Source organism: uncultured Parasphingorhabdus sp. (genome assembly GCF_963975555.1).
In the GTDB taxonomy this organism is placed as follows: Bacteria; Pseudomonadota; Alphaproteobacteria; order Sphingomonadales; family Sphingomonadaceae; genus Parasphingorhabdus.
Map to the genome: position 1 here is coordinate 111443 of NZ_CAXBHH010000007.1, position 23092 is coordinate 134534.

The 23092-nt window shown below is 55.1% G+C and carries 17 protein-coding genes; 10 read left to right on the forward strand and 7 right to left on the reverse strand.

The annotated features are described in order from the left end of the window. The first annotated feature begins 194 nt into the window (after positions 1-194). The gene (locus AAC060_RS13675) at positions 195-1466 is read left to right on the forward strand and encodes a serine hydrolase (RefSeq protein ID WP_339827112.1); all 1272 of its coding nucleotides are present in this window, start codon (positions 195-197) and stop codon (positions 1464-1466) included. A gap of 130 nt (positions 1467-1596) precedes the next feature. Here the strand turns inward: AAC060_RS13675 and map are convergent, their stop codons facing one another. Then, positions 1597-2421, reverse strand: a complete 825-nt coding sequence (gene map, locus AAC060_RS13680; protein ID WP_339827115.1) for a type I methionyl aminopeptidase — start codon at positions 2419-2421, stop codon at positions 1597-1599. 136 nt (positions 2422-2557) lie between these two features. On the opposite strand from map, the gene AAC060_RS13685 reads away from it, so the two are divergent. From AAC060_RS13685 to AAC060_RS13700, 4 genes are all read left to right on the forward strand, one after another. Then, positions 2558-4282 carry a sulfatase-like hydrolase/transferase gene (locus AAC060_RS13685; RefSeq protein ID WP_339827118.1) on the forward strand — a complete coding sequence of 575 codons (1725 nt, stop codon included), beginning with the start codon at positions 2558-2560 and terminating at the stop codon, positions 4280-4282. A 39-nt stretch (positions 4283-4321) separates the two neighbouring features. Beyond that, complete coding sequence (locus AAC060_RS13690) at positions 4322-5080, forward strand: molybdopterin-binding protein (RefSeq protein ID WP_339827121.1); 759 nt, start codon at positions 4322-4324, stop codon at positions 5078-5080. A gap of 119 nt (positions 5081-5199) precedes the next feature. After that, positions 5200-5742, forward strand: coding sequence for a DUF2061 domain-containing protein (locus AAC060_RS13695; protein WP_339827124.1), 543 nt, complete (start codon positions 5200-5202; stop codon positions 5740-5742). A gap of 388 nt (positions 5743-6130) precedes the next feature. Further along, complete coding sequence (locus tag AAC060_RS13700) at positions 6131-6523, forward strand: DUF3775 domain-containing protein (RefSeq protein WP_339827126.1); 393 nt, start codon at positions 6131-6133, stop codon at positions 6521-6523. Positions 6524-6884: 361 nt separating this feature from the next. Here AAC060_RS13700 and AAC060_RS13705 read toward each other — a convergent pair whose 3' ends face one another. Together AAC060_RS13705 and AAC060_RS13710 are read right to left on the reverse strand one after the other, a co-directional pair. Further along, entirely contained in the window at positions 6885-7583 is a 699-nt protein-coding gene (locus AAC060_RS13705; protein ID WP_339827128.1) for a hypothetical protein, read from the reverse strand. A 254-nt stretch (positions 7584-7837) separates the two neighbouring features. Beyond that, positions 7838-11338 carry a P-loop NTPase fold protein gene (locus tag AAC060_RS13710; RefSeq protein WP_339827130.1) on the reverse strand — a complete coding sequence of 1167 codons (3501 nt, stop codon included), beginning with the start codon at positions 11336-11338 and terminating at the stop codon, positions 7838-7840. A 338-nt stretch (positions 11339-11676) separates the two neighbouring features. On the opposite strand from AAC060_RS13710, the gene acnA reads away from it, so the two are divergent. Beyond that, entirely contained in the window at positions 11677-14361 is a 2685-nt protein-coding gene (gene acnA, locus AAC060_RS13715; protein WP_339827132.1) for an aconitate hydratase AcnA, read from the forward strand. A gap of 105 nt (positions 14362-14466) precedes the next feature. On the opposite strand, the gene AAC060_RS13720 is transcribed toward acnA, so the two are convergent. Next, positions 14467-15105 carry a TetR family transcriptional regulator gene (locus AAC060_RS13720; RefSeq protein WP_339827134.1) on the reverse strand — a complete coding sequence of 213 codons (639 nt, stop codon included), beginning with the start codon at positions 15103-15105 and terminating at the stop codon, positions 14467-14469. A 160-nt stretch (positions 15106-15265) separates the two neighbouring features. On the opposite strand from AAC060_RS13720, the gene AAC060_RS13725 reads away from it, so the two are divergent. The 3 genes from AAC060_RS13725 to AAC060_RS13735 all read left to right on the forward strand — a co-directional run bounded on the left by AAC060_RS13725 (position 15266) and on the right by AAC060_RS13735 (position 19888). Beyond that, on the forward strand, positions 15266-16837 hold the full coding sequence (locus AAC060_RS13725; protein WP_339827136.1) for a DUF389 domain-containing protein: 1572 nt from the start codon (positions 15266-15268) through the stop codon (positions 16835-16837). Positions 16838-16901: 64 nt separating this feature from the next. Continuing rightward, on the forward strand, positions 16902-18287 hold the full coding sequence (locus tag AAC060_RS13730; RefSeq protein ID WP_339827138.1) for a DUF4139 domain-containing protein: 1386 nt from the start codon (positions 16902-16904) through the stop codon (positions 18285-18287). Continuing rightward, on the forward strand, positions 18221-19888 hold the full coding sequence (locus AAC060_RS13735; RefSeq protein WP_339827140.1) for a hypothetical protein: 1668 nt from the start codon (positions 18221-18223) through the stop codon (positions 19886-19888). Before AAC060_RS13730 ends, AAC060_RS13735 begins: the two co-directional genes overlap by 67 nt. 8 nt (positions 19889-19896) lie before the next feature. Here the strand turns inward: AAC060_RS13735 and AAC060_RS13740 are convergent, their stop codons facing one another. Both AAC060_RS13740 and AAC060_RS13745 read right to left on the reverse strand, forming a co-directional pair. Continuing rightward, positions 19897-20316: an acyl-CoA thioesterase gene (locus AAC060_RS13740; protein WP_339827143.1), complete on the reverse strand. Its 420-nt coding sequence runs from the start codon at positions 20314-20316 to the stop codon at positions 19897-19899. Then, complete coding sequence (locus AAC060_RS13745; protein ID WP_339827145.1) at positions 20306-20608, reverse strand: hypothetical protein; 303 nt, start codon at positions 20606-20608, stop codon at positions 20306-20308. The genes AAC060_RS13740 and AAC060_RS13745 overlap by 11 nt, the downstream gene beginning before the upstream one ends. 119 nt (positions 20609-20727) lie before the next feature. Here AAC060_RS13745 and AAC060_RS13750 point away from each other — a divergent pair, with 119 nt between their 5' ends. After that, positions 20728-21156 carry a CBS domain-containing protein gene (locus tag AAC060_RS13750; protein WP_339827147.1) on the forward strand — a complete coding sequence of 143 codons (429 nt, stop codon included), beginning with the start codon at positions 20728-20730 and terminating at the stop codon, positions 21154-21156. Between the two features lie 261 nt (positions 21157-21417). Here the strand turns inward: AAC060_RS13750 and AAC060_RS13755 are convergent, their stop codons facing one another. Next, on the reverse strand, positions 21418-22929 hold the full coding sequence (locus AAC060_RS13755; protein WP_339827149.1) for a lipopolysaccharide biosynthesis protein: 1512 nt from the start codon (positions 22927-22929) through the stop codon (positions 21418-21420). Positions 22930-23092: the final 163 nt, after the last annotated feature.

The following is a 23092-nucleotide window of genomic DNA, read 5'->3' on the forward strand; positions in this document are numbered from 1 at the left end:
AGTCGCTCTTTTTGCAGTCGGCATTTTGACGTGGGGAATTGCTGGTCCGCAAACGCCCCAAAAGTGGTGGTTCGCGTTGGTCGTATTTAACGTCTGTGTGTGGGTGCAAAAGCGGACATTACAATGAACGCAACATCAGCTATGAATGTGGTACCACAGGGCGCTTTCTTCGGTGTGGAAAAAGGGGAATTACAATGACAACAGGCCTTTCAAAAAACCCTTCTAACATAATGCGTTTGTTGACAGCCTGTGCCTTGGCGGCTTTGACGGTGGGGTGCAGCACCCCCCAAAACGACGGGGTTAACTCTGTCAGCGCTTCCGAAAACGCACCAGATATTTCATGGCCGCAAGAAGAATGGGACTATTCGACGCTTGAGGCGGAAGGCTTTGATCCCGAGCCGGTCAATCGTTTCATCGAGGATCTGGCCGCTGAAAAATACGGTCGCGTTGATCATTTTCTACTCATTCGACACGGTCGCATCGTCGCCGAAAAGCACATCAAGCGGGACTATGCAGCGCTGGCCGCGACGCTGGCCAAGGATGACCGATTAACGCCGAACTTCAGCAATCCCATGTATAATTACGACAATGCTGATTTGCATCCTTATTATCAGGGGACGGATTTGCATACGGTGCAGTCCGTCACGAAAAGCATCAATTCCGCTGCCCTGGGTATCGCGATTGACGAGGGACATATCGAAGGAATCGACGCGCCGATACTGCCCTTCTTTGACGCATATGACGTCGATAAATCGGACCCGCGCAAGGGGCGAATAACGATCGGCGATCTCCTGACCATGCGAACCGGCATCGCGTGGGATGATGAGGGTGGTTTCGGGTCTGAAACCGACAGCACTTACGCACTTGAAAACTCCGAGACGTGGATTCAGTTCATCCTTGACCAGCCGATGTATGCCGAGCCTGGCACAGTCTTCAAATATAATGACGGCGCGAGCGTACTTCTCGGTAAAATCCTGTACGAGGCGACCGGCAAACGCGTCGATGCGTGGGCGCGAGAAAAGCTGTTCAGCCCCATCGGTATTGACGAGTTTTACTGGAAAATCACGCCCGATGGCGAAGCGGATACAGAAGGCGGGCTTTACCTTTCAGCTCATGATCTGGCGCGGATCGGGTATCTGTTCCTGCGAGACGGGCTATGGGACGGCAAGCGCGTCATTTCAAAAAACTGGGTCCGCCGTTCCGTGGCCTCCATCGTTCCGCCTGGCGCAACCGGGGATAATTCCTCCCCTTATGGCTATGGCTATCAATGGTGGGTACCTGAGGACGGGAAGGGGTCCGCACTCGGTTTCGGGGGATTTGGACTTGGGGGACAGCGGATCATAGTGTTCCCGGACGATGATGTCGTTGTCGTGCTCCAGGGTTGGGACCCTGTCGGCGAGTATTGGAAAGCCAGCAATGCTTTCCAGACGACCGTACTGCCCGCGTCACTGGCAAAGCCGGAATAGAGGGGTAACGACCGCTTTCGACCCAATTTCGGTCATTCGCAAGCGCCTTGAACCGTCGATACAACCTGAATGCAGTCCGCAACTGCCTCAACTCCAGCCCTCTAGCAGCGAATGCTCAATCCACACCCCCTCAATAAGGCGGGCAATCCAGTCCGGTCGGGCTCTTCGTAAATATCTCGTTCCCGTCCTCGGTAATCCCGATACTATGTTCAAACTGCGCGGTCAGTGACCGGTCGCGGGTGACCGCTGTCCAGCCGTCGTCGAGCATTTTGCAGGCATATTTGCCGATATTGATCATCGGTTCGATGGTGAAGAACATGCCGGGGCGCAGTTCGGGGCCGGTGCCGGGGCGGCCCGCGTGGACGACTTCGGGGGCGTCGTGGAACATCTGGCCGAGACCATGGCCGCAGAAATCGCGGACCACCGAATAGCGGTGAGCCTCGGCGTGGCTCTGGATTGCGTGCGCGACATCGCCCATCCGGTTGCCCGGCTTTGCCTGTTCGATGCCCAGCATCATGCATTCATAGGTGATCTGGACCAGCTTGCTCGCCTTGATCGGGGTTTTGCCGACCAGATACATGCGGCTGGTGTCACCGTGCCAGCCGTCGACAATCGGGGTCACGTCGATATTGACGATATCACCCTCGACCAGTTTCTTGTCGCCGGGAATGCCGTGGCAGACGACATGGTTGATCGATGTGCAGCAGCTGTGGGTGAAGCCGCGATAGCCAAGCGTGGCGGGGACCCCGCCAGCGGCAAAAGTCTGATGACGCACGAAATCGTCCAGTTCGCCGGTGGTCACGCCCGGGACGACAAGCGGGGCCAGCGAGTCGAGTATCTCGGCGGCCAGCCGGCCAGCCTTGCGCATGCCTTCGAAACCCTCGGGGCCGTGCAATTTGATCGCGCCGGTGCGGGAGGACGGGGTGGTGTCTTCTACGGTCATATAGTCTGTCATGGGGTCTATATAAGCATTGCAACCCGATTTGGCGATACCCCAAAATATCAGGGATTTTCGTCTGATATTAACCAGAGTCCCTTATCGCGGCGCCTAGAAATGACGACGGTGAAATGACGATGATTCCAGAGGCCTGATGCAATATCGCGTGAAATATCTATTGATCGGGCTGAGCCTGCTGCTCGGCGGGGTGGAGATATGGCAGCGGCTGGCGATGCTGGTGACGCCGCAGGTACAGCCGGCGGGACTGGTCGCCTTCGCCGGATTGTTCGCGCTGTGCGCGCTCAGTCTGGTCGGCTTTGCCTTGGTCAAAAGCGGCTGGCTGCGCTGGCCGCTGGCGCTGCTGCTGGCGGCTGCCTCGATGCTGGTCGACGGTTATCAATGGGCGGTCGGTGATTTCATGAATTATGAGAGCTTCGTCACCATGGTGCAAAGCGCCGGTGATCTGGGCAGCGCCATGGCGCAGCAGGGCATGGCGCTGCTGCTGGCGGCGGGCAAGGCGATGCTGGTCCTGGCCATTGGTTTGAAGCCGCCTGCCGGTGGCGGGCTATGGGTGCGGGGCGCGAAAATATTGGCTCTACCGATCCTGCTCGGCCTGTCGGTGCTGCTTTTCTTTCGCGGCGGCGAGGGTACAAGCGGCCTGCCGTCTTCGCACAGCGGCGCCAGTCTCGCTCTGCTCTACGCTTATGATGTGGCGACCACCGACCGCAGCCCGCGCCAGAAAGTGACGCTGAAAGCAAATGGTCCCAGACCCGCATCCGACATCGTGCTGATCATCGACGAGAGCATTGCCGGCGCCTATCTTGATATCAACAGCCCGGCCGGCGTCTATTCCGGTCTCGGTCCCGACGGGGCAGGGGGGCAGGTGCCAGTCCACAATTTCGGCCTCGCCACCTCGATCAACCATTGCAGCGTCGGCAGCAATGTAACCTTGCGCTTTGGCGGGACCCGCGACAATTATCGCGAGACGGTCCGCTCCGGCCCATCGATCTGGGCTTATGCCCACTCCGCTGGTCTCGGCACCGTCTATCTTGATGCCCAGCGTACCGGCGGCCGTTATCAGAACCAGATGAATGACGCGGAGCGCGCGCTGATCGATGTCTGGGACCAGTTTGCCGATGTGCCGGTGGTCGATCGCGACCATGCGGTGGCCGACAGGCTGGCCTCATATCTCAATGACGGCAAGCCGCAGCTGATCCTGGTCAACAAGGTCGGCGGCCATTTTCCGGTCAGCGACAAATTCCCGATGAGCCACGCACAATATCAGCCGATGCTCAAGCGCGGAAAATTTGCCGATGTCATCGACATGGCGACCCGCGACGGGCTCGACGGCAGCACCAACAACTGGAGGCTCTACCGCAACAGCTATCGCAACACGCTGATCTGGAGCGTCGGCGGCTTTTTCGATCGGCTGTTCGCCAGCGCCGATATTGGCGACGCGACGATCCTCTATACCTCCGACCATGGCCAGAGTTTCCACGAGCGCGGCGACGGCGGAGAGGCGACCCATTGCACGCCCGCGCCGCAGATCGAGGAAGGCATTGTGCCGCTCGTCGTGATCGGTGATGGCGATGAAGAGAAAGGTGCGCGCTGGACGCAGGCGGCGCAGGCGGGCAGGGACAAGCTGTCCCATTACCGGATCTTCCCGACCCTGCTCGAGCTGATGGGCTATGCGGCAAAGGACGTTGCGCCGCTCTATGGCCCCGATCTTTTTTCCGCCAAAGCCGACCCCTATTCGTTCAACACCCGCTTCAACGCGCGGCTCGGCAGCGAGCCGTCGTGGCTGCATGTCCCGCTGGATCGGATCGCCCGCCCGCCGGTTGCGGATTACGAAAAAAAGACACCAGATCCGACCAAATAGATATTCCCAAATCGCGTGGCATCCTTCTATAGACAGGCCATGACACAGGAAAAAATCTGGACCGCCGCGCTGATCGTGATCGGGGATGAAATCCTCTCCGGCCGGACGCAGGACAAGAATATCGCGCAGGTTGCGAGCTGGCTCAACGTGCAGGGCATCCGCCTTGCCGAGGTCCGGGTGGTCGCCGACGACATGGATCATATTGCCGAAGCGGTGAACATATTGCGCGCCCGCAACGACTATCTGTTCACCACCGGCGGCATCGGCCCGACCCATGATGACATCACGGTCGACGCGATTGCTACGGCGCTCGGCATCGATGTTGTGATCCATCCGACGGCACGGGCAATTCTGGAGAAATATTACGAGAGTCGCGGCGGCCTCAACGAAGGCCGGCTGCGCATGGCCCGCGTGCCCGAAGGCGCCGAGCTGATCGAAAACCGGATGTCCGGCGCGCCCGGCATCAAGATCGACAATCTGTTCCTGATGGCCGGCGTGCCGCATATTACCGCGGGCATGCTCGACGCGCTCACCGGCACGCTGGAGGGCGGCGCGCCCTTGCTCAGCGTCACGCTCGGCGCCTGGGCCCCGGAAAGCGAGATCGCGTCCATCCTCCGCGACGCGGAAAAGGCGCACGAAGGCTGCGTCGTCGGCAGCTATCCCTTCTTCCGCGAAGGCACCGTGGGCGCGAATTTCGTCGTCCGCTCGACCGATCCACACCAGCTGGAGACCTGCCGCGTGTCGCTCAAGGCGGGACTGGAAGCGGCCGGCTACGAGGTTACCGACGGCGGGATTTAGGGTTGGGGTCAGTGTTCTCCGCCCCGCACCATAGCTCCCGTCCGAACTAGCAGCCCAGCTATCCCCCATCCAATATAGAATTGTTCGACAATCCCGCCGGACTGCAGCACAGGCTGCTGATGACGGATTATTCCCAAATTCCGGTTTTCGGACCGGAAATGCCGGCGCTGGCCCCCGCACCGGATTCGACCGTTCATACGGAAACCAGGGCCTGGCGCTCGATGGCCAAGGCAGTCTCGTGGCGCGCGGTCGGCTCGCTCGACACGTTGCTGCTCTCCTATCTGATGATCAGCTATATCGGTCCGTATTTCGGGCTCGAACAGTCGAAAGGCGAGGCGCTGCAGGTCGCCAGCTATATTGCGATCACCGAAGTCGTGACCAAGATCCTGCTCTATTATTTCCACGAACGCTTCTGGGTCTGGCTCGACTGGGGCACCGAGACGGTGGGCGGTCGCCGCCGCGAAACCTATCGCCTGACCATGACCAAAACGATCAGCTTCCGCACCATCGCCACGCTCGACACGATTGCGCTGGCCTGGTTCTTCACCGGCAATGTGGCCACCGCGCTGTCGATCGGCGGGCTGGAAGTGGTAACCAAGCTGACCCTCTATTTCTTCCACGAACGGCTCTGGGCGAGGCTGCCCTTCGGGATCGTGCATTAGCGGGGGAGTGGCGAGCGAGGGCCGGGATTGGTGGGAAGCGGTCACCCCAGCGTAGGCTGGGGCCTAAACCGATATTGCGTCTGATCGCGATCCTGCGTCACCCGCTGCCATTGGCATGGATCCCAGCCTTCGCTGGGACGACGAGTACCCACTCGTGTTGAGCGCATACCCCATCCGTTCGTGTCGAGCGTAGTCGAGACACCTGACACAGCGCGCGCAAGGCCAGTCTCTCGGCTACGCTCGAGACGAACGGCATTTCTGACATCCCTGATCTCCGTAACTTTCCTGATAGCCTGCCCCGCGTCTTTCGGCGAAACCACCACCCAGGGCCCCCCTCCCGCCATCCCCCCGGGGGGCCCAAATATCACCGAAACCCAAGGAGACGAACATGGCCGACCTTCCCTTTGCCGATGCCGAGATCGAACAGCTGGTCGTGCGGTTCAACGCGGTCATGGCCAAGGAACAGACCGATATTCCCGACCTTGGCGGAAATGCTTCGGACGACGAGGTCGCCGCGACGCTGCAGGAAACCAGCGGCGATCTCAGCCGCGACGAGCTCACCCAGGAAATCGAGAATATGAACGACGAGCAGCAGGACGCGCTGGTCGCCCTGTTCTGGATCGGCCGCGGAGATTCCGGGCCGGAAGAATGGGAAGCCACCAAGGCGCTCGCCCGGCAACAGCATGAAGGCCCGGTCAGCGTCTACCTGCTCGGCCAGCCGGAAGCCGGCGAGTTTCTTGCCGAAGGGCTCGACAAGATGCTGCAATTTGGCGTGGATTGAACGCGGTGGCTCCCGTCGTCATCCTGAACTCGTTTCAGGACCCCCACCGGCACAGCGCAATCTCACGAGGTCCTGAGCCGAAGGCCACCGCAAGGTAAACGAGTTCAGGATGACGAGAACAGCCCATCCCCGTTCGTCCTGAGCCTGTCGAAGGGCAGCTATGTGACGAGAGACGTACTTCGACAAGCTCAGCACGAACGGATGCTCACACGCTCCCGTTCGTGTCGAGCGCATACCCACCGTTCGTGTCGAGCGAAGTCGAGACACCGGCCAAAGCACGAACCCCAAACAAAAACGCACCGGATCAGAAACCCGATCCGGTGCGCTGTCACATCAATCTGATGTCACGAAATTCCCGCCATCAATCAGCAGCTTCAGCCTCGACGCTTTCGTCCTCGACATCGGCTTCGCTCTCGACCACGACCGCTTCGGAAACGGCAAGCGGCGCAGCCGGAGCGGATACCGCCAGAGGTGCCGGTTTGGTATTGGCAATCGCCAGTTCGATATCTTCATCGATAAAGCCGCTGACCACGCCGCCCTTGGGCAGCATGGCGCTGGTTCCGGTCATGAAGAAACCCGCAATCGGCACCAGAGCGATCGCGCCAACCACGCCAGCCGTGCCGGTGACGCCCTTGTCGTCAAACGATCCGGTCAGTCTGATCTGGCGGCCATTGACGCGGAGAAACAGCAATTTTGCATCGAGCTTGCCCGACTTGCCCCACATGCCCTTGTTGCGGACACCGACGATCTCGCCCCAGGCGGGCGTTCCGGCTGGCACAACGGTCACGCCATTGACTTCAACCGGTGCCGAGACTTCCAGCATGAAGCGCTGCCCGACCTTGGCCGCTTTCTTCTTGGTGGTAATTTCCTCCATCATGCTGAACGACACCGGCGTACCCGCGCGCAGAACAGCATTGCTGGTAACAATCGCTGCAACCGGCGCAGCAGGCGCAAGCTCGGCCACCACTGGCGCTACAGTTGGTGCTGCGGTCGTGTCCTGTGCATGGACAGCAGTTGTCGCCAAGGCCGACAATGCAGCCGTTACAATAAGTTTTTTCAAATTAGCCCCCTTTAATGGTTGAAATCAGCCATTTCCCGATTTCAATATTAAATACCCCTGTATTTAATGGGCAAGACATAGGGACGAAAAAGACGAATAGTCAAATATCCAATGTTCCGATCCGGAATAGAAATAGAATATTATGGATGATTTTACATTGCTATTACGGGTTCGTGCGGCAGACCGGGATTTGGCGATGTGGGGAATAGGTTCTGGGTCGGGCAATTAGTGCGTTGTCACTGTAATCCTAGTAGTCACTTTTCCGCACTGTCCGTTTCGCGCTTCTGCTTCGGAGTTGATAATTTCAGACTCTTAAGCAGCATAATGGCGCGCTCGCTATTTTCTTCGTCACCTAACAAGCCTTCAAGGAATTCTTGCACTTCGCCTCTGCTGACGTCTTCAGCACCGGTTAGTATGGTCGAGAAACGATCTGAATGCTTCTTTATAAACTCATCTGCCAAATCATCTGCGGCTCTCAGTGCCGGCATCAAATACCTCTGAATGGTCCGCTCAGGATTTTTCGCGAATGGAAGATTGTCAAAAATAATTGAAATTTTCCGTAATGCTAGGACAATATTTTCGGTTGGCCGATCATGTCGTTCAAATATTTCATTGTAAAACTTGGAACGTGAGTTTGGTGGAATTGCATCTAGTAATTTCGAATAGTCTCGGTCAGAATCTGTGGGATCATAAAGTCCGGCTAAGATATCTAATACATTTAGGACCAAGGATTCTCGGTATTTGTCTACCGGCAAAAGGAGGGGGCTTTTAATATTTCTAGCGCTAAGGATTTCAAAGAGTGATCGGTTTTCTGTCGAAGCCTCAATCCATTGTTCTTGAGGCAATGCCCTTAATTGCGTATCCAGCTTGCTTACAAATTTTTGCCATCCACTTTCATCGCGTTCGGCAGCGTATCTTACCAAGCTGATAGGTACTTTTTTAAAATTTATAGATTGCCAATAATTATCGTCCTTTCGAGCACCCATCGTCTTCAGCAGTGGTTTGAATCGATTACCCAACCGGTCTTCGAGAGCATGATAATTATCGATAATATCGTTAGCTTTTGGCGCATGTGAAAGTTCGTTATCTATCAGGCAATTTACTATCGGCTCTAAGAACGACCGAGTTTCGTTTGCCGTAGAGTAAATTCTCAACACTTTTCCAAACTGAAACACTTCCAGAATATTCGCGCTAATCTGTTTCACTAAATCAGCTTTTTGAAGCTCCGTCTTGACTAAATCCCTTATCCAATTGTCTGCAGTCGTCACATCTCCAAAAACCGGGACAGCGTTTGCGTTCGGAATTGCCGGCAGTTCGTTTGACAATTCCAACAATGCTAGCGTTAAAATAATTGCAACAATTTCATCGCTTTCGCTGTCGTCGTCATCACTCATTTGATGTGCATAATAGGCGCCAGCGCCACTCAAGAAAATTTCTTCGGTAGATTTTTTCTTCTGATTTTCAGCTTTGCTAGTATCTCGATACAAGGACCAATAATTTTTAAAACGATAGTGAGTTTGGAGATTATCGTGATCAGATTTTTCAGCCACAATTATTTTCGTAACAGCTTCCATCAGAGCAACATTTTCGTCCATATCAAATAAATGCCGGAGTTCGGGCCACGCATACCAAAACTGACTTCCCGATGTCACGTGTTCCAATAGTGAAGACAGCACTGATCGTTTGTTTATGATCGGCTTCAATTGCCGCGCATGAAATTTCGTCTTATCAAAGTCAAATGCGGCACCAACGATAGCTTCAGCACCGCCCGGCATCTTGATCCGTTTAGCGGCACTCGACGTTATTTCTTGGCCGTGGCTTTTTAAACTCGCCGACAAAAAGTCGCCTATGCATACAACCCATTGCTGGCCATCGTTAAACTCCTGATCGTCAACTTTGGGAAGAGAATCTGTCAACCATTTGGACACAATGTCAGCGAGGTTTGGGATGTTTTCAGGGGTTGAGAATTCTACGATTCTCCAAATCGGAGAATCTTTTCCCAAGGATTTTAAGCTAACTGGCTCTAAGCGCCGAAAGTTACGTAACAGAGCCGTTCTTACATAAGTTATCTCACTGCTGGCGGCGGGAAGTTCAGCCAGATTGCTTACAGCCGAAGCATATTCAGTTTCTGGCGATGTGATCCAGTCATCCATATTCTCTTCAACAATTTTGGAAATTAGTTCGGTTAAACCATTGCTTTCACTTGATTCAGCTAATTTAATGAGGTTGCTTGCATTCTTAGATGTCAAGGCATTGGCGATTGCATCGCCTGACAATATTTGAAGGGCGAGTTCCGGTTCCACGTTGTAAGCTAAGGCGGCCAAATCACGGACTAAATTATCTCGATCGGCATGATTAACCATTCTTTTATCTAAAGTTTGGTTTAACAAAAAGTTCTCGGGATTTTCTAACAAGAAGCTTTGGTTTGCGACAAACACAGCGATCGTTTCAATAGGTATCGCTCCTTGCCATTGTTCGTACCAGCTAGTCATATCGTTAATGAAAGCAATAACTTGTCTTGGGGTTACGGGCCTTCCCGTGCTCCTGATGTGCACGTCAAAAATTCGATATACTCGGCTTGTTGTATCGTCTTGGAATTTTTCTTGAGTTGCTGTGGAAAACTTGCTTTTAAAAAAAGCTGATGCTTCAGACAAAATTGGCGGTGAAACGTGAAATATCGCATCAAACGATTTTCTGAAAACATCGGCCTCGATATAATCGATTTGGCTCCTTTTGTTTTCTTGATGCCCTCTTTCATTGTCCTGCAGAACAACAGACTGGGCATAGGGAACTATCGCAATTATCGACGAACCCCGCCTCTCTTGCTCCTTACTATCTCGAGCCTGTCGATGATAGAATGCTGATCTCACCTGTGACCAAACGTCAGAAATTTTATCATGAGGCAATCTGTCGATATTATCGAAAACCACAACGATTCTGGTATCGTCGGATTGCAGTTTTTCAACCATCTCTCGGAAAATTTTGGTAAACTCATATTGAGTAGGGTCTTCATCCCGTATACTTTGATTCGTTTGCGTTCGGTCGGCTTCCTTGTTGAAAAACGAGAACGACTTGGAGAATCCTTTTCTCAAATTTGGAAATATTTTACCTTTTACTTTAGGAGAGGATTTGATTGCCGAAATTATCATAGTAAACAAAAAAGTTGCAATAACTATTTGTGCTATAAGTGGGCCAGATACTGTTACTTTGTCGACAAACACCGATAGTTTTTTACTTCCAAAACCGGCGGGAGTTAACCATGCATATAAAATCGGAGAAATATATAAAAAAACGATTGCGAGCATTCCAAACTTGCTGAAGTGCCGCAGGTGTTCTGAAAACACCCTAGTCTTTTTATCTCGTATTTGATTGAATTTGTCGTCCAGGTACTTTTTTTTGTTTGGGAATTCTTCGAGAGACCATTCAACAAATGACTCTAAAAATGCCCTCTTGAAGTGCTCTGTCTGATTAGACCACAGATCAAATGTGAACACTGCGTAATGGCATTCCTCTTGAATACCATTGTCAGAAGAGCTCAGATCTTCCTGAGCGATTTTGACAATGGTAGACTTGCCAGCGCCCCAGACTCCTTCGAGACCAATGGATCTGTCTTTTCCTTCAAATTGTCTAATCGTGGATGCGAGTGCTGCTGCCGTACGCTTATGGCCCAAACCGTGGAAATCATCAGTACAGGAAGGTTCATCCAGCAATATAACTCGCTGAAATCTCTCTTGCCCACCGGACTCTTTGCTCATGTAATTGCCTCCCCAGTCAAATTCGTACTAGTTGCCAATTCAGTTCAGTGCAATATTTTCTGAAGCCAATATTTCTAAGATTGAGTTGCTATATTTTCTAGTTACGCAACATACTTTTTTCTACTTACACCACGTCTGTTTGTAGTAAACCTTAAACTCTTGCTTATGCAATTGAGTGGTCTTTATCCGTTGATCCAAACCCCTTCCACAATCCCACCCATTCAGCTAAAGCCCTCCCGAACAAACGAATCCCACCTCCGCCAGCGCCCCCACCGGCAAGGCACTCCCCGTAGTGTGGGTTTCAAGAAAAACAAAAAAACGAAAGGCCACACTCCACCATGACAACCACCGGCAAAGACTCACTCGGCACCCGCTCGACGATGACCGTCAACGGCACCGACTATGCTTATTACTCGCTCGCGAAAGCGGCGGAAAAGCTCGGCAATATCGACAAGCTGCCTTACACATTGAAAGTGCTGCTGGAAAATATGCTGCGGTTCGAGGATGGCGGCTTTACCGTTGACAGCAAGGACGCGCAGGCGGTGGTTGACTGGCAGAAGGAAGCCAAGAGCGCGGCGGAAATTCAATATCGTCCGGCTCGCGTGCTGATGCAGGATTTTACCGGCGTTCCCGCCGTGGTCGATCTCGCGGCGATGCGCGACGGGATCAAGGCGCTGGGCGGCAATGCGCAGCAGATCAACCCGCAGGTGCCGGTGCATCTGGTCATCGATCACTCGGTGATGGTCGACGAATTCGGTACGCCGCAAGCGTTCGAACATAATGTCGAGCTGGAATATCAGCGCAATATGGAGCGTTACGAATTTCTGAAATGGGGTTCGAAGGCGTTTGACAATTTCTCCGTTGTGCCGCCGGGAACCGGTATCTGCCATCAGGTGAACCTGGAAAATATCGCTAAGGCGGTCTGGTCGTCGAAGGATGCCGAGGGCAATCTGGTCGCTTATCCCGACACCTGCGTCGGCACCGACAGCCACACGACGATGATCAACGGTCTCGGCGTGCTCGGCTGGGGCGTTGGCGGGATCGAGGCGGAAGCCGCGATGCTCGGCCAGCCGGTCTCGATGCTGATCCCCGAAGTGGTCGGTTTCAAATTGTCCGGCAAGCTGGCCGAGGGCATTACCGCGACCGATCTGGTGCTGACCTGCGTGCAGATGCTGCGCCATGTCGGCGTGGTCGGCAGCTTTGTCGAATTTTACGGCCCCGGCCTGAAGGAATTGTCGCTCGCCGACCGCGCGACCATCGCCAATATGGCGCCGGAATATGGCGCGACCTGCGGCTATTTCCCGATCGACGAAAAGACGCTGGAATATCTCGAACTGACCGGCCGCAGCGCGCAGGATATCGCGCTGACCGAAGCTTATGCTCGGGAACAGGGCTTCTGGCGCTATGACGAGACCACCAAGGACGCGATCTATACCAAGACGCTGGAACTCGACATCAGCACCGTGGTGCCGTCGCTCTCCGGACCGAAACTGCCGCAGCAGCGCGTGTCGATGGCCGAGCTGGACGAAGAATTTAACCGTGATCTGAAAGCCGTGTTCGGCGTTGACGACGACGGCAAGCGGGTCGATGTCGACGGCAGCGACCAGGGCTTTGCCCATGGCGATGTCGCGATTGCCGCGATCACCAGCTGTACCAACACCTCCAACCCGACGGTGCTGATCGCCGCCGGTCTGGTCGCGCGCAAGGCGCGGGAACGCGGGCTGCAGCGCAAGCCTTGGGTCAAATCATCGCTGGCACCGGGATCGCAGGTGGTCACCGACTATCTCGACAAGGCGGGGCTCAGCGAGGATCTGAACTATCTCGGCTTCAATCTGGTCGGCTATGGCTGCACCACCTGTATCGGTAACTCCGGTCCGCTGCCGGCGCCGATTTCCAAGGCGATCAACGAGAATGATCTGGTTGCCGCGTCGGTGCTTTCGGGCAACCGCAATTTCGAAGGCCGCGTGTCTCAGGACGTGCGCGCCAACTATCTCGCTTCGCCGCCGCTGGTGGTCGCTTATGCGCTGAAGGGCACGGTCCGCGAGGATATGTACGAAACGCCGATCGGTGTGGGCAAGGACGGCGAGGACGTTTTCCTGAAGGATATCTGGCCGACCAACGCCGAAGTGACCGCGATGGTCAACAGCTTCGTCAACCGCGAAATGTTCGAAAGCCGCTATGCCAATGTCTATGACGGGGACGAGCAGTGGCGCGCGATCGACGTCACCGGCGGCGACACCTATCAGTGGCGCGCCGGCTCGACCTATGTTGCCAACCCGCCTTATTTCGACGGCATGATGATGACGCCCGAGCCAATCAGCGACATCATCGAGGCGAAGACCCTGGCGCTCTTGGGTGACAGCATTACCACCGACCATATCTCGCCAGCCGGCGCGATCAAGGCGGACAGCCCTGCTGGAGAATATCTGCAAAATCATCAGGTTAACAAAGCTGACTTCAACTCATACGGCTCCCGTCGCGGCAACCACGAAGTCATGATGCGCGGCACTTTCGCCAACATCAGAATCAAGAATGAAATGGCTGACGGAAAAGAAGGCGGTTACACAAAATATAACGGCCAGGTCATGCCGATCTACGACGCCGCGATGAAGCACAAAGCCGACGGTACGCCACTGGTCGTCATCGGTGGCGAGCAATACGGCACCGGCTCCTCCCGCGACTGGGCGGCGAAGGGCACCAACCTGCTCGGCGTCCGCGCTGTCATCGTCGAAAGCTACGAGCGGATCCACCGTTCGAACCTCGTCGGCATGGGCGTCCTGCCACTGCAATTCGGTGAAGGCACCGATCGCGAAATTCTCAGCCTCGACGGTTCGGAAAGCTTCACGATCAAGGGCGTTGCAACACTGAAACCGCTACAGGAAGTCGAAGTCGAAATGACCCGCGCCGACGGCACGACTTCGACCTTCAAGACGATCTGCCGGATCGATACCGCCAATGAAATGGAATATTTCCTCAACGGCGGCATCCTGCAATATGTGTTGCGGAATCTCGCGAAAGGCTAGTTCAGGCACCGCCTGACCAGGTCTTGTCAGCCAAACGATATTACCCCCTGTCTCCGGCAAAAGGGAGGCAGGGGTGATATCGGCTGGTCGGACGGCTGGTTGAAACTAACCGGCGATATGCAGTTCCGGCCTGATGGTGACCGGTTCCACATCGGCCCGCAAACCGTTCAGGATGGTTTTGATTACGATCCTGAGCCGTTCTTCGGTAGCCAGATGCATCATCTGCATCATCAGCCTGGGGTTGCAAAATGGCTGTATCATCGTGTTGACCAGAGATACGACAGCATCGAGTTCCAGCCCTTTGAAATAGCCGCTTTCCATTGCCTCGGCGAGGATCGAGGCCATATAGTGATCGGCCAGATCGACATAGCCCTTGATCACTTCAAAATGTTCGTCACCCAATTCCATATAGGATTGAAAAAGCTCGGGGTCGTCCTCGTAGCGGGCGCGTTTGATAACCACGCGTTGGGCGAAAAACTGATAGAGCTTCTCTTCAACCGGCATGTCGGCGGAAACCAGTTCCTCCATGATCACCAGCAGTTCGGCAAACCATTCCCCCGCCATGGCTTCTGCGAGCGCGTCCTTGCTCTCGAAAAACCGGTAAAGGTTCGATGGCGACATTCCGACTGCTGTCGCAAGGTCGGTCATCGTGAAGCTGATAGCGCCTCTTTCCTGAATCATGCGATCGGCAGCGGCGATAATTCTCAATCGCGTGGCTGCGATGTCGGTTTCCGGACGGGGCATAGACTGGCTCCTCTCGAGGCTCCTTGGCGCGGCATTATGACCGCTGTGATGTATATAGGTGATACAGTTTCATGATAAAAGACAAAGTCTTTCATTTTTCAATTACGCCGGAAGTAATGTTTTTCTATTCGGGTTCATTTTTCAGCGCTAAAGCAGTGCTATGACAGACGATAGAGTTCAAATCCCCAGTCCGGAACAGTCAAAATTAGATCAGCCTTCGGGGCCATTCGCACCCGTTACCGAGAGTATTAACTTGTTTCGCCGCTGGTGGCGGATGGTTGTTCGTGCCGATGTCGATCAGCAAACGGTTATCGACAAGGTCCGCGAAGACAGCGGTTTCACGCCCCATTTCGCATTCATGACTTCGATGTCGGCTGGCATCGCGATCCTTGGCTTACTGCTTTCCTCGCCAGCTGTGGTGATTGGGGCAATGCTTCTCTCGCCACTGATGGGGCCGATAATGGGGGCGGGATTTGCTCTAGCCGTTGGCGATTCTGCCTGGTTGAAAGCGAGCGGAAAGGCGATTGTTCTGGGAACAATAATCTCCATATTGTTCGCCGGATTGGTGGTGACCTTGTCGCCCCTGCAAACCGTCACCGCAGAAATTGCCGCGCGCACACGGCCCAATCTTTTTGATCTGCTGGTCGCGCTTTTCTCTGCCATGGCTGGTGCCTATGCGATGATCCGGGGGCGGATGGGAACGATCGTCGGGGTTGCGATTGCTACGGCTTTGATGCCGCCACTTGCGGTTGTCGGTTTTGGACTGGCAACTTTTAACTGGGCCGTATTCGGCGGTTCGCTGCTCCTGTTTTTCACCAACCTGATGACAATAGCGTTGACCGCAACGGCTATGGCCTGGCTCTATGGTTTCCGTTCCTATCTTTCCGAACGGCAATCGCAATTTCAGATTGCCGCGATGGTCGTGGTATTCATAGCGCTTGCGATTCCTCTTGGTCTTTCACTGCGACAGATAGCCTGGGAAGCCAATGTCTCGCGGTCGGCCAATGGATATATCAAGGATCAGTTCGGAAAACGTTCAAGCGTCTCGCAAATAGAGATAGATTTCGACGCCGACCCGATCGTCGTCAATGCTACCGTGTTTACGCCCAAGATATTTGCAGGGGCCGCTGAACAAAGCTCAAGAGTTCTGAGCAGGACGTTGGGAAAACCGATCTTGGTGAACCTGGATCAGTTCAAGGTAGAAACCGGAGAAGATGCGAATTCCGCAGAGCTTGCCGCAGCAAAAATGCGAGAGCAGGCGCAGGAGGCCGAGATCCAGGTAACACGCTTGCGGGAGAATCTTGCCCTCATCGCCGGGGTTTCGGTGGATGATGTGACTTTGGATACCAGCAAGCGGCGTGCCATGGTCGTCGCAAAACCGCTTCCCGGTGCCTCGCTGGCCTCATATTATGCGCTTGAACAGCGCGTCGCTTCCGGAGCGAAGGGCTGGGTCATAAGATTGCAGCCGCCAGCCATAGCTTTGCCGGAATTGATCGTCACCGATGGTGTGCTGGACCCGAAGTCGAACAACAATCTTGCACTGATAATCTGGGCTTACGGACGGATTGGCTTGCCCTTGGGCATGAACGGGTCGGCTATCGACAGGGCCGTGGTCAAGGAAGCTTTGGCAGTCAAAAATGTTACGATCGCTCAGGAATCGGAGATGGTCACACCAAATGGCGGTGTGAGATTGCGCTGGCTGGCGCCGTCAGAGGGCGTGAGCGCAGAATGATGAATGTTTAGGCGAGGTTCATTTTCAATAGGTTAGCTTATATTCTCGATAGGGGAGAGAGACTATGCGGCATTTCATGTTCACCGGGCTGTTGTTGGCGAGCGTTGCAACGCCAGCCATCAGCCAGTCGTCACCGGATGAATCGGCCCAAGGTGCCGTCTCGGTTACCATCTACAATAATAATCAGGCGCTGGTTCAGGATGTCCGCAATCTGAATCTGCCCAGGGGGCGTAGCAAACAGCAATTTCCCGATGTCTCTGCACAAATCCGTGCGGAAACCGTGACCCTGTCCGGTCCCGGTATCGGCATTGTCGAGCAGAATTTCGATTTTGATCTGCTCACCCCGGCCAAACTGATGGAGAAAGCGGTGGGGCAGACGGTGACGCTGATCCGGACCAATCCGGCAACCGGCGCAGAAACCCGGGTGCGGGCCGAAATACTCGCCGCCAATGGTGGCGTGGTGATGAAAATCGGTAACACTATCGAAGTGCTGCGCGATGATGGCCTGCCGGTGCGGGTGATTTTTGATCGCGTGCCACCCAATCTGAGAGCGCGTCCGACGCTATCCATCACTTTGGAGTCGGCGGGAGGGCAGGTGCCGACAACGCTGAGTTACCTGACGCCGGGGCTCGGCTGGAAGGCGGATTATGTTACCCTGTTTGACGACGCCAAGCAGACAATCGACGTGCAAGGCTGGATCACACTGACCAACAATAGCGGTACCGATTATCGCAATGCCAACACCCTTTTGGTTGCAGGCAGTCCCAACAGCGGCGGAGGGCGGAACAGCTATCCGCAATGGCCGACCGGTACGATTGACAGCGCCGGAACCGAATCCAACGATCGTGAGCGGCTGGGCGATTATTACCTCTATCCGCTCCCCGAGCGGACCACGATCGCCAATGCCCAGCAGAAGCAGGTCAGCTTTCTCGATGTGACGGCAGCTCCAGCGCGGAAGGTTTACGAATTTACCAATGGCTGGCTCGGTACCCGCGATGCCGCTAGCGCCAATTCGGTGCTGAAATTCTCGACCTCGCGCGCCGGCGGTCTTGGTGACCAGCTACCGTCCGGGATCATGCGGGTCTATATGCGCGACAAGCGCGGCGATCCGCAATTCATTGGTGAAAGCCAGATCGAGGCGACGCCCATGGGTTCGTCAATGTCGATCCGCACGGGTGAAGCCTTTGACGTGAAGGTCAAGACTGTTGTCGAGGAGCGCACCCGCCGCTCATCCACTCGCTGGCGGAGCAAGATGCGCTACGAGGTTACCAATGCGCGCCGGGAAGCGGTCACGGTCGATCTCGCCCAGTCTGGGCTGTGGGGTGACGTCCGCATCGAACAGGAAAGCCAGGCCAGCGAACGGGTGTCCGCCGACAAGGTTGAATGGCGACTCAACGTACCTGCCAACGGCAGCGTGACGGTGACCGCGACTTTCGACAGCCGTTACTGATCGGCTCGAGCGGTATGACCGTCTCCCGGCTCCTGACCTTTCTGGCATTGGCGTTTTGCTCCCAGCCCAGTCCGCTTGCGGCGCAACAGCTTGTCGTCTCCGGCGAGCCGACAGATGTGTCGATCACCATTTACCGCGCGCCCGGAAGGGGTGACGGAGCGATCAATGCCAATTGGCCGCAAGGCTATGCGCTGATCACCGAGACCCGAACGGTGCATCTGCCCGCCGGCGACGCGACGGTGCGGTTCGAAGGCGTTTCCGAGGGGATGTTCCCTGAAAGCGCTATGGTGACCGGCTTGCCCGATGGCGTACGGGAAAAGAACCGCGACGCGCGTCTATTGTCACCACACGGTCTGGTGGACGCCTATCTCAAACGCGAGGTCTCGATCACCCGCACCGACAAGGCGACCGGCGTGTCGCGCACGCAAGACGTGTTCATCACCGCAGGGCCGGATGGCGGCGTGATTTTCGAGAGCGACGAAGGCTTTGAGGCTCTGCGCTGTACCGGCCTGCCGGAACGGATGACTTTTCCGGAAATTCCTGCAGGACTATCTGCCAAGCCGACTTTGTCGATTCTCACCACTTCACAGCAGGCCGTGACCGCGAAACTGACTCTGACCTATCTGGCATCCGGCTTCGACTGGCAGGCCAATTATATCGCAACGGTCAAACAGCGCGAAGCGGACAAGAAGGCCAAAATGGATCTGTTCGCATGGCTAACCGTAGCCAATGGCGGCAACCAGAGTTTTGAAAATGCCAATATGATGGTGGTTGCCGGAGAACCCAATCGCGAGCGGCGGGCTGATCAGGTCAGGCCTACCGGCGGCGCACTGATCATCCGCTGCTGGCCGATGCAGCGCACGGATCAGGTCCCCTATAATCCGGGATATATTCTGTCCCGTCCACCCATGCCTCCGCCCGCTCCGGCGCCGATGATGTACCAGGACGAGGGAGCGGAGATCATGGTCACGGCGACGCGGCGTAGTGAAAAAATGATGGATATGGCGTCTCCGGTCGCGGTTGTTGTCGCGGAGCAGGAGGATCTAGGAGATCTTAAGCTATATCGGGTTCCCGAGCGGGTTGCGGTTAGCGCCAAGGGCCAGAAGCAGGTGGCGATGATCGTCCAGCCCGGCGTTAGTTTTGACCGTGTCTATGTTGCAAATGCCGGCAATTATAACGAAAATAGTGAGGCGCTCAGCTATATTCTGCGCAGCAAAAACGATGTGGAAAACGGGCTAGGTGTGCCGCTTCCGGCTGGCCGGGTCGCGGTTTTCGAGAATAGTTTCGCCGGACCGCTGTTGGCGGGTGAGGGGGCTTTGCCGGACCGGGCGATAAATAACGAAGTCGAGGTCGAAGTGGGTCGTTCATCCGACGTGCGCTTGTCGGTGGTCGAGACGCGTCGATCGAAGCGTAAGTTAAGCTGGCAGGCGGTCGTGACCAACGCTCGGGATCATCCGGTCAGCTTTGAAATGGAAATTCCCTATGATATTTCCGGTCGGGTCAAGGGTATCGACGTGATTGACGGTATTCCCACCTGGCGGGTGACCGTCCCGGCGAATGACGAAGCAAAAATCTCTTACACGATCAAATTGCGCCAATAACGGTCAGATCATTGTTGCAGATATTTCTGCTTTGATTCTTCCGGTATGGTTCTGGGGTGATGGTTCTCGTCAAGAGCGACAAAGGTGAACAGGCCGCTGGTTACCGGCACCTGTTCCTCAGCCAGATTGCGCGAGGCAATCACGTCGAGCCGGATCGCGACCGAGGTCCGTCCGATCCGTTCCACCCGGGCGTAAACCGAAATCAGATCGCGGGTCAGGATCGGCGCGATAAATTCCATCGCCTCGATGGCGACCGTTGCGGTCGATCCGCGCGCCACTCTTGCCGCCATGATCCCGCCGGCGATATCCATTTGTGACAATACCCAGCCACCGAATATATGGCCGTTGTTGTTCAGATCCCGCGGTTGCGGCGCAACCCGCAGCACCGGCTGCATTTTTGCGAGCGCACTCAAATCATCATTGCCCATCGGGATATATGTCCTTGAACGCTTTATCATCGATTGATTCGTCATGCCCGGTCCCACTCGACAGGAAGACCAGTCCCATCAGTGCTGCCATTAACATCAGAGCAAAGGCTATGCCGCCGGCTGTGGCAATATACAGATGTATCGAGACCCAACCGTGGAGATAATAGAGTATCGACAAGCTGACCACGACGCAAAATAGCGTGAAGAGCCCCATAGCGCGCATCAGCCGCCAATATCGGGACCAGGCGATGCTGGCGTAGAGGGGGTCATCAAGGCGGGAAGGTTGGGACAAAGGGGGCTCCGTTGGTTTTCAGTGCATTGGACGCGAATCCTGTTACCATCAAGTCCAATGAATTTCAAAAATATGCTATACGAGTGCAGTAAACAATATCAGAGCGGAGGAGAGGCACGATGACCATTCAAACAATTCTGCAGGGGCGCAGCACCGACATATATAGTTGTACTGCAGATATGTCGGTTTCACAGGCGGTCGAAATCCTGGCGGAGAAACGCATCGGTGCCCTTCCTGTGCTCGATGGAGACGCGATTGTCGGCATATTCTCGGAACGCGATGTCCTCCACTGCATCCGGAAATATGGCGTTGCTGCAATGGATCATGTGGTCCGCGACGTGATGACATCCGATGTGATTTTCGTTGAACGAACCAAAAGTGTCATGGGTGCGCTGTCATTGATGACCAAGAGAAGGATTCGCCATCTGCCGGTGGTCGAGGACAGCAAGCTTGTCGGCTTTGTCTCGATTGGCGATCTGGTCAAATACCGGATCGACAAGATCGAAAGCGAAGCGGCGGCGATGCGCGATTATATTCAATCGGCCTAGGTCCTGACCCAAGAGAATAGCTATGTTCTTTTGAGTGGGATAATTCGAGGCTAATGTCTCGAACCGCATTTGCGCGGTCGGTCGCGTCGGGGAATTGATCTCGAAGTCATTGCCGCAGTCCGGATTGCTATAGCCGATTTGCGCATGAGGTAGAAAACATGCTTCCATTTCTTCCATTTTTGCGGGCTCGATGGTCATTTAATGATGCATATCGCGTAAGAATCTGTCCGGCGCCGATAGCGCGCCTTGCTGATATCTGCCCTATAGAGTCTCGGATCCCAATATTGCGGGACCCGGTTCCGGCGGTTTGCGCCGGACGATCAACTGGATCACTTCCATCAGTGTCGGCTTGGCCAGGACATAGAGCAAGCCGATATAAGCGAGACCTCCGGTTGCGACCAGTAGCGCTAGCCTTAGATAGACGATCATCTCCGGCAGCATCTGGTCGGCGAGATAGACTATGGCTGCCATAACTATGGCAGCCGACAGACCCGGCCACACGGCCTGGCCTATTTCCAGAGCAGTGATGCCGATATGCCGATGCGATTGCGAGAAAGTGAAAATCGTCAGGATCGGGAAGGCGATAACCCAGCCCCAGGCGAGTCCGTAAACGCCATATTGGATTGCGATCAGAAATGTGACCGGCATCAGGATCGCGCCGAACATATTGGTCCGCGCCGTTACTTGCGGGCGCCCCAGCGCATTATTGGCGGGGGTGAACAATATCTGCAACGTCATCACCGGCATCGCCAGCGCGAGTATCGCGACAAAGGGGGACATTTCGGTCCATTTTGGCCCGAACAATGCTTCGACCAGCGGATAGGCGGTAACCGCCATGCCCAGATAGAGAGGGCAGGAGATCAGCATGATCAGCCGAATCGCCTTGAGAAAAGACCAGGCCAGCGCGCGGGGGTTGGACTGCAGCCGGGAGTAGGCAGGGAAGGCGACTTCATTCAATGGCGGCACAAATTTTGCGGCAAAGATCGTCGTCAGGAATAGCGCTTCTGCATATAGGCCAAGGTCATGCGGATCGAGATGACGGCCGGCGATGAATATGTCGGACTGGCTCTGGATCGTCCAGAACAAGTGGCTGGCCAGCAAGGTGGCACCGAATCCGAACATCGCGCCGGCGCCTTTGAAATTGAAGGTCGGCAATATATAGAATTTAACCGCTATGACGAGGCAGATCGCCCGGCTCCAGAATATCGCCAGCGGTGCGTAGACCAATGTCCACACGCCATAATCATTATAGGCGCAATATAGTGCGGTGGTTGCGCCGACCACTGCCGAGATAAGATTGATGATCGCGGGCTTTTTGAAATCCAGCTCGCGGGTCATCAGCGCTTCGGGCAATACCATGAACGGTGTGGCAAGGAAGATCAGCGCCTGGACCCTCAGCAAATCGGCTATTACCGGTTGCCGATAATATTCGGCTGCGAAAGTCGCGAGCAGCAGTTGCAGTATCGCGATCCCGCCGTTCAGCAACAACAGCATGCCAAAGGCCTGGCGAATCCGGATCGGTTCGACTTTTTCCGCCTGGATGATCGAACTGGCCAGGCCATATCCGTTAAGAAAACTCAGAAAAACCAGCACCACCTGAGTCATGGCAAATATTCCGTAATCACCCGGATCAAGGACTCGGACCACGGCCAGAGTCGAACCCCAGGCAATGATCTGTGCCAAGATTTGCGTGCCGGAGCGCCAGAAAACTGCGCTTCTTACGCGGTTTCCAAAGTTGCTATCGTCGTCCAATGAAGTGATATCCTTCAACAAGTTTAGAGCTCTTGATACCGTCTTATCGCGGGAAACAGGGCTATAGCCTTCAAATACGAATATTTTTGAAACAAAAGTGCAAAAACTATGTTGACGGAATCGGGGCGCCCATCTAGAGGACGTTTCATCAGGACGACGCGGCTCAGACGGGCCCCACTGTACT